The sequence below is a fragment of the Streptomyces laculatispora genome (genome assembly GCF_017353455.1).
Taxonomy (GTDB): domain Bacteria; phylum Actinomycetota; class Actinomycetes; order Streptomycetales; family Streptomycetaceae; genus Streptomyces; species Streptomyces laculatispora.
Map to the genome: position 1 here is coordinate 1 of NZ_JAFMPZ010000276.1, position 10,831 is coordinate 10,831.

Annotated in this window: 7 protein-coding genes; 5 read left to right on the plus strand and 2 right to left on the minus strand. The window is 70.0% G+C overall.

The window, feature by feature from the left end:
- The 3 genes from J1C73_RS15295 to J1C73_RS15305 all read left to right on the plus strand — a co-directional run.
- Positions 1–541, plus strand: a 541-nt coding sequence (locus J1C73_RS15295) for an IclR family transcriptional regulator (RefSeq protein ID WP_207316857.1), incomplete at its 5' end; no start/stop codon positions are given.
- A 105-nt stretch (positions 542–646) separates the two neighbouring features.
- Positions 647–2,875: a DEAD/DEAH box helicase gene (locus tag J1C73_RS15300; RefSeq protein ID WP_207316858.1), complete on the plus strand. Its 2,229-nt coding sequence runs from the start codon at positions 647–649 to the stop codon at positions 2,873–2,875.
- A 71-nt stretch (positions 2,876–2,946) separates the two neighbouring features.
- Positions 2,947–3,519, plus strand: coding sequence for an SMI1/KNR4 family protein (locus J1C73_RS15305; protein WP_207316859.1), 573 nt, complete (start codon positions 2,947–2,949; stop codon positions 3,517–3,519).
- A gap of 210 nt (positions 3,520–3,729) precedes the next feature.
- On the opposite strand, the gene J1C73_RS15310 is transcribed toward J1C73_RS15305, so the two are convergent.
- On the minus strand, positions 3,730–4,770 hold the full coding sequence (locus J1C73_RS15310; protein WP_207316860.1) for a multicopper oxidase domain-containing protein: 1,041 nt from the start codon (positions 4,768–4,770) through the stop codon (positions 3,730–3,732).
- Between the two features lie 261 nt (positions 4,771–5,031).
- On the opposite strand from J1C73_RS15310, the gene J1C73_RS15315 reads away from it, so the two are divergent.
- Both J1C73_RS15315 and J1C73_RS15320 read left to right on the plus strand, forming a co-directional pair.
- Positions 5,032–7,524, plus strand: coding sequence for a ThuA domain-containing protein (locus J1C73_RS15315; protein WP_207316861.1), 2,493 nt, complete (start codon positions 5,032–5,034; stop codon positions 7,522–7,524).
- On the plus strand, positions 7,521–9,758 hold the full coding sequence (locus J1C73_RS15320) for an OmpL47-type beta-barrel domain-containing protein (protein WP_207316862.1): 2,238 nt from the start codon (positions 7,521–7,523) through the stop codon (positions 9,756–9,758). The genes J1C73_RS15315 and J1C73_RS15320 overlap by 4 nt, the downstream gene beginning before the upstream one ends.
- Before the next feature lie 20 nt (positions 9,759–9,778).
- Here the strand turns inward: J1C73_RS15320 and J1C73_RS15325 are convergent.
- A partial coding sequence (locus J1C73_RS15325; protein ID WP_242644211.1) for an ABC transporter permease occupies positions 9,779–10,831 on the minus strand: 1,053 nt, incomplete at its 5' end.

Genomic DNA, 10,831 nt, shown 5'->3' on the forward strand with positions numbered 1-10,831 from the left:
CCGTCTCTCGTACCACCGGCGCGGGCTGCACCTGGCCGCCCCCGAACTGGCGGATCTCGCCGAGCGCACGGGCGCGACCGCCGACCTGGCGCTGCGCAGCGGGCCTCATGCGGTGATCGTCGCGGGCGGTTCGGTGACTCCCAAGGTGGGGCTGCGCAGGCCGCTGCACTCCACCGCGCTGGGCAAAGTGCTGCTGGCCTGGGCGAGGCCGGGCGAGGGCGGTCCCTCCTCGCTGCCTCCGCTGCCCGCGTTCACCGACCGCACGATCGTCGAACCGGCGGCCCTGGAGGCGGAACTGGCCCGGGTGCGCTCCGACACCTACGCCGTCAACGACGGGGAGTCGGCCCATGGGGTACGCACACTGGCGGTGCCGGTGCTGGACGGCGCCGGGCACGCCCGCTTCGCCCTGGCGGTGCGGGCCACCCCGTCGGTGATCACCGACGCACGCACCGACTGGTTCCTGACACAGGCACGCTCCTGCGCCCGCGCCCTGGAGGTCCTGCTGCTGTCACCGGTGGAACGGCGGTCGCCCGCGCGCTGAGCCGCCGCGTCCGTCCCGGTTGTCAGCAGCGCATGGGACGATACGAGTCGCTCCGGTCGGCTGCCGGACGGAGCGGTGGTGAGACCGCGGGGACAGAGGACGTACATGACTGAGGCCGGGTCCACGGAGGGCGGGGCGACGACCGGGCGGGCGGCCCGTGAGCTGCTCGCGCGGGCCGAGGGGCTGCTGGGCGCCGCACGCGGGGTGCTGGCCGATCACGGCCGCGCCGTCGATGCCGTGCGTGCCGCGCTGGACCCCCTGCTCGACGCGCTCGTCCGCGACGAGCTGTCGGCCATCCCGGCGTCCCGGCTCAAGGACGTCACCGAGGGCCGGCTGCGCATCGGCGCGGTCGAGCAGGCCGGTTTCACGACCGTCGGGCAGGTGCACGGGGCGAACCGCTACGAACTCCGCCAGATCCCCGGGGTCGGTGCGCAGACCGCCGACCAGGCGCTCGCCGCGGCAGGCCAGATCGCCCACGCCGTACGGGACACGGTCACGGTGCGGATAGCCGTGGAATCCCCGGACGACGCCACGACCGCCCTGGTCACCGCGTTGTACCGGCTGGTCGAGGCAGGGCCGGATGTGCGGCGGGCCGTGGACGGCGCGCGCAGTGTGACCGAGCGGCTGGATCCGCTGCTGGCCGCGGCGGCGCCCGCGAGGGGGCGGCTGCGGATGCTCTTCACCCGGCGGCCGGCCCGGGCGCAGGCCCTGGCGGCTGTCGCCGCCGCCCGGGCGGTGATGGCCGATGCGGCGGAGCGTGAACTCCCGCTGCTGTTCGGGCAGGTGTCGGTCGATCTGCTCCGCGATCCGGACTCCGCGGTCGCGGCCTGGGTCGACTTCGAGGTCCGCTCCGCCGAGTACTACAGCCTGCTCGCCGAGATGTCCGGCACCGGACCCGACCGGGACGCGGCCGAGGGGTTCCTGCCGTCCGGGATCGCGGACCGGGTGCGCGGGCTGCGGCTGGACGACGCCCGGCTGCGGGTGTCGTTGCGCGGCTACCAGTCGTTCGGGGCCCGCTTCGCGCTCGCGCAGAAGCGGGTGATCCTCGGCGACGAGATGGGGCTCGGCAAGACCGTCCAGGCCATCGCCGCGCTGGCACATCTCGCGGCCCGGGGCGAGACCCACTTCCTGGTGGTCTGTCCGGCGAGCGTGCTGATCAACTGGACGCGGGAGGTCCGGGCCCGCTCCACGCTGCGCGCACTGCCCGTGCACGGTCCGGAGCGGCAGGGCGCGTTCGCGGAGTGGCGCGAGGCCGGCGGGGTCGCCCTCACCACGTTCGACGCCCTGCACACGCTGCCCCTCGCGGACGACTGCGGCATACGGCCCGCAATGCTCGTGGTGGACGAGGCCCACTACGTCAAGAACCCCGCCACCCGCCGCTCCCGTGCGGTGTCCGGCTGGTCGCAGCGGACCGAGCGGGTGCTGTTCCTGACCGGTACGCCGATGGAGAACCGGGTGGAGGAGTTCCGCAGCCTCGTCCGCCAGCTCCAGCCCGAACTGGCCCCGTCGATCAGTACCGGTCACGGCGCCGCCGGATCGCAGGCATTCCGCCGGGCCGTCGCTCCCGCCTATCTGCGCCGCAACCAGCAGGACGTTCTCACCGAACTCCCGGCGCTGGTGCTGGTCGACGAGTGGGAGGAGTTCAGCGCGGCCGATCTGCTGGCCTACCGCGAGGCGGTGGGCACCGGGCAGTTCATGCGGATGCGCCGGGCCGCGTACGCCTGCCCGGCCACCTCCGCGAAGCTGAACCGGCTGCGCGAGCTGGTCGCGGAGGCCGCGGGCAACGGACTGAAGGTCGTGGTGTTCTCGTACTTCCGTGAGGTGCTGGAGACGGTCCGGCAGGCCCTGGGCGAGGGCGTGTTCGGCCCGCTGTCGGGGAGCCTGCCGGCCGCCCGGCGCCAGGAGCTGATCGACGGCTTCACCGCGGCGGACGGCCATGCGGTCCTGCTGAGCCAGATCCAGGCCGGCGGGATCGGGCTCAACATGCAGGCCGCCTCGGTCGTCATCCTCTGCGAACCGCAGATCAAGCCGACGATGGAGCACCAGGCGGTGGCCCGCGCCCATCGGATGGGCCAGATACGCACGGTCCAGGTGCACCGGCTGCTCGCCGCGGACAGCGTCGACCAGCGCATGCTGGACATCCTGGCCCGCAAGGAGCGGCTGTTCGACGCGTACGCACGGCGCAGCGATGTCGCCGAGACGACGCCGGACGCCGTGGACGTGTCGGACGGGTCGCTGGCCCGCCGGATCGTCGAGGAGGAACAGCAACGCCTCGCGGCGGGCGCGAAGGCGGAGGCTGAAACCGGGAGCCCGGCCCCGGGGGCCGGTGTCTGACGACCTCACGGGTCGTTCCCGAGCACCGGCGCATCCGGGGCCTTGTCACAGCGAGGTGGTATCCATGCCGGATGAACATTGATCAAGCTGTCCAAGCCGAGCTGGCGGTGCTTCGTGCGGCGTTCGACGTCGATGACGAGGGCCGGAGCAAGGGCGAGTCAGCCCTTGGCTGGGAGGCAGTCCACGCCTTCGAGTCCGCACACGAAATCGTGCTGCCCGAGCCGTACCGGAGCTTCGTTGCCGAGATAGCGGACGGTTCGTTTTCGGGCCCGCCCGAATACGGACTGCTACCGGTTGCGGAGCTGCCGGCCGACTGGGGCGACGACGGGCAGGACCGCGTCCTGAGCAAGCCGTTCCCGCTGACGGCGGCATGGATGTGGGAGGAAGACCCGGACCGGGCCGACGATGCCGACGAGATCCTTGAGCAGGTATACGGCCACGGCTCGATCGTGCTCGGCACGGACGGGTGCGCGATGAACTGGCATCTCGTCGTGGCCGGACCTCACAGAGGGCACGTCTGGCTGATCACTGACGTTGGCGCCGCCCCTTTCGGTGCGCAATTCGGTTTCACCACCGGTGAACCGGGCTTTGCCGGCTGGGTCAGGCACTGGGCGGCGAACAAGCCCTGGTACGACGCCGCGTGAGCATCAGGGCCGCGCGGCGGGAAGCGGTCCGCGCCCACGGCCTGCGGTACGAGCTGCCCCGGCCGGACACCCCGCACCTCGCGGCGTGGGCGTCCGGCTCCCGTCCCCTGGGGGCCGCTCCGGGCCGTCCCGCCGCCGCGCGGGCCGACCGCCTTGTCCTGAGCGGTCCCACGGCCGGGGCAGGGGCAGCGGACACGGCCCCGCCGCCCTTCAGTGGCTGTCGTGCGAGGCGGCCTCGTCCGATGTCTTGGCGTCCGGGGTCTTCGCGTCCGGGGACTTCATGCCGTGCGAGGACATGGAGTGCGCCTCGTGCCCCGGCACCGTCCCGTCGGCCTTGGCGACCAGCAGCATCCCGGCCATGCCCATGTCGGAATGGCTCTGCACATGGCAGTGGTACATCCACGCGCCCGCGCCCACGTGTTCGCCCGCGATGACCTGGAAGCCGAAGGAGTCCGCCGGTCCGACGATCTTCGTGTCGATGACCCGGGTCGGGTCGTCGGGTCCGGTGAGCAGGCCCGTACGGTTGTCCGCCCAGCGGTGACCGTGCACATGGAACGTGTGGTAGTACTCGCCGTGCGTGATCATGACGACTTCGAGCCGGTCCCCCACCGTGGCTTCGAAGTCAGGGCTCTTGTCGGCGGGCTTGTTGTTGATCAGCATGTTGTTGAAGACGATCGTGATCGTCTTGTCCGGCAGGATGTCGCCCTTGCGCCGGACGATGACCGGCCCGTACAGCCCCTTGCGAATGCCGCCCGTGCCGTGGTCGGTGCCGACGACGTGGTCGTGGTAGTGCCAGTAGCCCGCGCTGCCCGCCTGCCAGGTGCCGTCCTTCCTCCGGCCCGGGGCATGGGTGCGCCAGGTGTAGGTGCGCGTGTCGCCCGGTTCGACGATGCTCTTGTTCATCCGCGTGCCGTCGCTGGCGATGTCGTAGTCGACGCCGTGCGCGTGGAGACTGGCCGCCACGTCCATCGTGTTCTCGAACTCGATGTGCAGGGTGTCGCCCTCGTTGATCTCGATGAGGGGACCGGGGATCGACGCCTTGCCCTTCTCGAACCCGTACCCCATCGAGCCGTCCGGCAGCTTCTCCGCGTACATCTTGAGGTGGCGGACCACCCCGCCCGCCGGCGCCGTCCGGGGCGGGTTCTCGGCCGAGGTGGCCTCGATCGCACCAAGGGACAACGATGTCACGCCGGTTGCCGCCGCCACCCCGCCGCCCATCAGAATCCGCCGGTTGAAGCTGCGTCGATCCATGTCGAACTCCCCACTTTCGGACGGGTGTTGCGGAGACATCCAAGGCAACTACGGCACGCGGCGCGGAGGCACGCAGGTCATCGCGGTCGACGCCGTCGGGCACGGGTGACCTCGGGACGGGCCATACCGTAGCCCGGGGATCTTCGTTTATCCACACTAAGGACAAAGTTCGTGCGATTCCTGCCATAGCTATTGGCGAGTCGCGAAAAGAGGTCTAGCTTCATGCGCTGTTGCAGTGACCAAAGAGGGGTGGGTGACCACATGCAGCGCACACCACATCACAGGTCCAGATCGCGACGCGGACTTGCGGCGGCCGTAGCGGCCGGCGCACTGACCGCATCCCTGCTCGGCGGCAATGCCGCCAGTGCCAGGCCGTATCCCGGACCGCACGAGTCCATGGCGACAACGTTGTCCCTTCCGACGCCGCCCGGCGGCGCGAACGTGAAGGTGCTGGTGTTCCACGCCTCCGCGTCCGAGGAGTCCCCGACGGTCGACGCCGGAATAGCGGCGATCGAGAAGATCGGGCTCACCGGTCCGGAGGCGGGCCGCTTCAAGACCGTGGCCAGTGACGACCCGGCCGTCTTCACCAACGGCAAGCAGCTCGGCAAGTACAACGCCGTCGTCTTCCTGACCGGCGGCGGCGACGTCCTGGACCCGGAGCAGGAAGCCGGTCTGGAGGCGTACATGGAGGCCGGCGGCGGCTTCCTCGGCATCCATGACGCGGCGCGGACCGAGCCGTACTCGGACTGGTTCACCGGACTGGTCGGTGCCCGCCCGGCGGCCGGCAGCCCCACCTCCGTACAGCGCGCGACGGTGGAGATCGGCGACCGGCAGCACCCGGCCACCAAGAACCTCCCGCTGGAGTGGAAGCGTCCCGACAAGTGGCTGAACTGGAAGAAGAATCCGTCCGGCGACGTGCACACCGTGGCGCGCGTCCGGGAGATCACCTACAAGCCCGGAGCCGGCGCCAACGGCTGGGACCACCCGGTCTCCTGGTGCCGTGACTACGACGGCGGCCGGTCCTTCTACACCGCGATGGGCGGTACGGTCGACAGCTTCGCGGAGGCCGACTTCCGTGACCACCTGCGCGGCGCGCTCGACTGGACGACCCGGATCTCGCAGGCCGACTGCAAGGCGACGATCACCTCCAACTACACGGCGGAGCGGGTCACTCAGCCCAACAAGCCCGGTCAGAACGACCAGATCGGCGAACCGCACGGGATGGTGACCGCCCCCGACGGACGCGTGCTGTACATCGGCCGCGGCGGCGCCGACAGCAGCGTGCCGGTCGTCACCGACTGGGCCGACCCGAACGTCGGCAAGGGTCTGGGCCAGATCCACGTCTACGACCCGAAGACCAAGAAGGTCACCCTCGCCGGAGAGCTGACGATCTTCGGCAACAAGGGCGGCGGCGACGAACTGGTCAAGGTCGAGGAGGGTCTGCTCGGTATCGAACTCGACCCTGACTTCGAGAAGAACGGCTGGGTGTACCTGCACTACACACCCCACGACAAGATCGACCGCGACAAGCAGATGGCGGTCCGCCAGGTCTCCAGGTTCACCATGGACCTGGCCACCGACAAGCTGGACCTCTCCTCCGAGAAGGTGCTGCTGCACTGGCCGGTCCAGATCCACAGCTGCTGCCACGCGGGCGGCGGCATGGCCTGGGACTCCAAGGGCAACCTGTACATCGCGGCCGGTGACAACAACTCCTCCGGATTCAGCGACGGTTACTCGGGCAACAACCCCGAGCCCAACTACAAGGGCGTCTCGTTCGCCGATGCCCGGCGCACCGCGGGCAACACGAACAACCTCAACGGCAAGATCCTGCGGATCCACCCCGAGGACGACGGCACCTACACCCTGCCCGCGGGCAATCTCTTCACCGGCAAGGAGCCGGACGAGGGCGGGGGCAAGACCCGTGGCGAGATCTATGTGATGGGTGTGCGCAACCCGGCGAGGATCTCGATCGACAAGTCGACCGACACGCTGTACGCGGGCTGGGTCGGCCCCGACGCGGGCGCGCCGAGCACCACCTGGGGTCCGGCCAAGTACGACACGTTCGCCGCGATCACCAAGGCGGGCAACCACGGCTGGCCGTACTGCATGGGCAACAAGCAGCCCTACCGGGACCGCAATCTGCCCGATCCGAGCAAGCCGCTCGGCTGGTACGACTGCGACCACCCCAAGAACGAGTCGCCGAACAACGACGGTCTGGTGAACCTGCCGCCGATCACGTCCAACACCATCTGGTACTCGCCGCAGGGCGGCGGCGTGGACTACCCGCGCGACAAGAACGGCATCCCGAGCTACAAGGTGGCGGACCAGAAGGAACTCCTGCCCTGGCTCAAGGGCGGCGGCCAGGCCACGATGAACGGCCCGGTCTACCGGTACGACGCGGCGAGCACCAGCGCCGGCAAGTGGCCCTCCTACTGGGACGGCAAGTGGTTCGTCGGTGACTTCTACGACGACACCCAGCCGCGGCACGCCGTGCTCACCGACCCGAAGACGGTCGGCAAGGGCGGCCTGCCCACGCACGCCGAGTCGCTCAAGAAGATCATCCCGGTCGGCGCGGACGGCATCCGCAACCTGATGGACTGGAAGTTCGCCCCGGACGGTTCGCTGTACGTCCTGGACTACGGGCGCGGCTTCTTCACCTCCGACTCCAAGTCCGCGCTGTGGCGCGTGACGTACAAGGGCGGCGCACCGACCCCGGCCGTCAAGGATCTGGCCAGGAAGGCGGCAGTGCAGTGAGACACCGTTCGATCTTCTTCCGAAGGCGGTCGCGGCCGGCCCGGCTGTGGCTCGCCCTGCTGGGGTCGTTCCTGATGGTGCTGGGACTGACCTCGACGGCGGCCTACGGGCGTACCGCGGCCCCGGTGGGCGCGGCGGCCGACCAGGTGCTCACCTGGACGGCAGGCAACCCCATCGACCACTATCTGACCGCGCCGAAGACGGCGGTGGCCGGCAAGGCGACCATCGTCTTCGAGAACAGTGAGGGGACCGGGAACACCAGCGGGATGCCGCACACGCTGACCTTCAGCGTCTCGGACCCGGAGTTCAACAACGACGTGCCCCTGAACCTGCTGGCCAACCCGGGCGACGACCGGGGCGGCAAGCAGACCGCCGAGGTCACGCTCACCCCCGGCCGGTACTTCTACCACTGCACCATGCCGGGGCACGAGGCGATGCAGGGCATCCTGACCGTGACCGACGGGGGCGGCGGTGAGGACACCACCGCACCCGAGACCTCGGCGAAGGTCGACGGCGACAAGAACGCCGACGGCGCCTACATCGGCCAGGCGACGGTCACCGTCGCCGCCACCGACGAGGGATCGGGCGTCGACACCGTCGAGTACGCCGTCGGGGCCGACGGCGCCTGGCAGCCCTACACCGCGCCCGTCGTCGTGAACGAGGTCGGCGCGCACACCATCCGCTACCGCGCCACCGACAAGGCGGGCAACGCCGCTGCCGCGAAGACGGCGGAGTTCACCGTCGCGGCACCGCCGACGGACGACACGACGGCGCCGGAGACCTCGGCGACCGTCTCCGGCGAGAAGGACGGCCAGGGGCGGTACCTGGGCATGGCGACGGTCACCGTGACCGCCTCCGACACCGGGTCCGGCGTCAACACCATCGAGTACGCGGTCGGGGCCGACGGCGCCTGGCAGCCGTACACGGGTCCGGTGATGGTGCACGAGGTGGGGGCGCAGAAGGTCCGCTACCGCGCCACCGACAAGGCGGGCAACGCCGCTGCCGAGAAGGCGGTGGAGTTCACCGTCGTCGAGCCGCCGACCGAGGACACCACGCCGCCGGAGACCTCCGCGAAGGTCGAGGGCGACAAGAACTCGGACGGCGCCTACCTCACCAGCGCCAAGGTGACGGTCACCGCGACCGATGCCGGCACCGGGGTGGACAAGGTCGAGTACTCCCTCGACGGCGGCCCCTACCTCGCCTACACCGCCACGGTCATCGTCGACCGCGTCGGCTACCACACCGTCGCCCACCGGGCCACGGACAAGGCGGGCAACACGTCCGGGGCGAAGCAGACGTCGTTCACCGTCGCGAAGAGCGGCGGCGTACCGGCGCCGAACTGCCCGGAGTTCGACGAGCGGCTCACCGTCATCGTGGGCACCGTCGACACCGGGGTCCCCAACCGCATCACCGGCAACCGCTGCACGATCAATGAGCTGATCGAGGACGAGAAGGACTGGTCGTCGCAGGCGCTGTTCCTCAAGCACGTCGACAAGGTCCTCGACCAGCTGCTCACCGCCGGGGTGGTCGACGCCCGCGAGCACAAGAAGATCTACAAGGCGGCCAAGCAGTCCGGGATCGGCAAGCCGGGCCAGGACGAGGGCTATCACAAGCTCTTCGACGGCACGGCCGCCTCCTTCGCCAAGTGGCAGCAGGTCGGCGGCGGGCGGTTCTCGCTCAACGAGGCGGACGGCTCGCTCAACAGCTCCACCACGGTGGACGGCATGGGCATGCTGTGGTTCCCGGGCCGGCAGTACGGGGACTTCTCGCTGAAGCTCCAGTGGCGGGACGACGCCCCCGGCACGGGCAACGCCAACGGCGGTGTGTTCGTGCGGTTCCCGAACGTCCACGACAACCCGGAGGAGTCGAATCCGGAGTGGGTCGCCATCAAGTACGGCCATGAGATCCAGATCAACGACCGGCCGGACGGCGACATGTACAAGACCGGTTCCGTCTACGGGTTCGACCGGGTGGGTCTCGGTGGCGCCGGGGTCACTCCCAAGGGCACCTGGAACGACTACGAGATCCGGGTGGTGGACCAGCACTACTCGATCTACCGCAACGGTGTTCTGCTCAATGAGTTCGACAACAACGGCGGTCAGCTCTTCGAGCCGCCGCGGGCCGACGACCCGGGCACCGACGGCCGGCGGTACGCCTCCGGCTACATCGGGCTCCAGGTCCACAGCACCTCGGACGTGATCTCCTACCGGGACATCCGGATCCAGGAGCTGTAGTCACGACGTCCGGGAGTGGTTCAGGTGGCCGCGGCCGCATGCTGAGGCATGTGGTCGCGGCCTCCCGGGTGCCGGTGGCGCCATACCCAGAAGACGGTGCAGGAGACCAGCGACCACGCCGCGAGCACCAGGAACGGGAAGATCCGCTGATGCCCCTGGTAGTAGACGGCGGTGTGCTGGGCGTTGACGGAGGCACCCGGGGGCAGCCAGCGCCCGATGTGTCCCAGCAGCGAGGGCAGCAGCGGCCAGGACACGGCTCCGCCGGAGGACGGGTTCCCCAGGAGCACCATCACTCCCCAGGTCGGGAGCATGGCCCAGCGCCCCATCAGGGTGTTGAACATGGTGAAGACCATGCCCGAGGTGAACATCGTGAACGCCAGGATCAGCCAGGACTCGAAGAACGGCAGATCGACGGCGCCCAGCCACCAGTCCACCACCGCGGCGATGGAGAACGCGCCGAGCATCGAGTAGGCGATCGTGAACGCGATCCGTTCCAGGGGCAGCAGGGCGCTGGCGTGCACGCTCAGCTGGATGGAGCCGACGAAGCCGACGATGACGGCGGCGAGCGAGATGTAGAAGAGCGCGAGTCCGCGCGGGTCGCCCTTCTGGAGCGGTTTGACGTCCGTCACGGAGACGGGGACGCCGAGCCTGTCCCCCACCTTCACCGCGGACTCGGTGAGCAGCTGCGCGACGGCGGCTCCTGAGGCGCCGGCCACATCGAGTGACACCCCCGCCCTGTGGAGCCGCACGATCGCGAAGACCTCCTGTTCCTCCAGTGCCTCGCGCGCCTCGGCGCCGGTGTCGTACCGGTGGACGTGCAGAGAGGTGTCGAGCGCCTCGTCCATCGCGGTGACGAACGCCCTGCCGCGGGCCGTCTCCTGGAGGCTGACCACGGCGGTCGGGATCTGGTGCGGGGTCGGGTTGGCCATCGCGTACGTGTACGAGCCGGCGAAGAGCCCGGCGGCGGCCGCGAGGATGAGAAGCAGGACGGTCGCCGGGAAGTAGGGGGAAGCCTTGTACGACGCCCACTTCTGGCGTCGGCTCAGCGGCCGGCCGTGCGCTCCGTGCGGCGG

Excerpts from the sequence above, each read along its gene's own strand:
- J1C73_RS15300 (WP_207316858.1), top strand. The coding sequence starts at position 647 with ATGACTGAGGCCGGGTCCACGGAGGGCGGGGCGACGACCGGGCGGGCG.
- J1C73_RS15305 (WP_207316859.1), top strand. The coding sequence starts at position 2,947 with ATGAACATTGATCAAGCTGTCCAAGCCGAGCTGGCGGTGCTTCGTGCG.
- J1C73_RS15310 (WP_207316860.1), bottom strand. The coding sequence starts at position 4,770 with ATGGATCGACGCAGCTTCAACCGGCGGATTCTGATGGGCGGCGGGGTG.
- J1C73_RS15315 (WP_207316861.1), top strand. The coding sequence starts at position 5,032 with ATGCAGCGCACACCACATCACAGGTCCAGATCGCGACGCGGACTTGCG.